Origin of the sequence: Mesorhizobium sp. M7A.F.Ca.CA.002.09.1.1, from assembly GCF_003998555.1 — a bacterium.
In the GTDB taxonomy this organism is placed as follows: Bacteria; Pseudomonadota; Alphaproteobacteria; order Rhizobiales; family Rhizobiaceae; genus Mesorhizobium; species Mesorhizobium ciceri.
The window spans coordinates 1-565 of sequence record NZ_RZRR01001528.1; the positions used below are offsets into that span (position 1 = coordinate 1).

Genomic DNA, 565 nt, shown 5'->3' on the forward strand with positions numbered 1-565 from the left:
GCCTGAAGCCGCTGCTTGCCGGAACTGTGAAGGTGGCGATCGACAAGAACGGCAGCGGCGACCAGAACGTCTCGGCCGACCTGACCAACGCCAGGCTGGACATTCCCTGGGCGGGCTGGAGCAAGGGGGCGGGGGTGCCCGCCAACGTCACCTTCGTCATGACCAAGTCCGGCGACACCACGACGCTGTCCGATTTCAATCTCGACGGAAAGACGTTCTCCGTCGACGGCAGCATCGTGCTGGTCAATGGCGCCTTGTCGTCGGCGCGGTTCAGCAAGGTCACCTTGAACAGAGGCGACGACGTTGCTGTGTCGGTGAAGCGGTCCGGCAAGGGCTATGCGGTCGACATATCGGGCAATGCGCTCGATGCCCGCTCGCTCATCAAGCAGTTCACCTCCGACGTCGACACGGCTACCAAAACCACCGGTTCCGACGCCATCTCCGTCAGCGCCGATGTCGACCGGCTGACCGGTTTCCACGACGAGCAATTGTCCAATCTGAAGCTCGACTACAGCGCGGCCGGCTCGCGGGTGAACGGGCTGAAGGTCAGCGCCACGGCAAGTTC

At 63.4% G+C, this 565-nt stretch carries 1 pseudogene; it reads left to right on the forward strand.

From position 1 onward, the window contains the following. Positions 1–565: pseudogene (locus tag EN994_RS34455) on the forward strand (hypothetical protein); the annotation flags it as partial.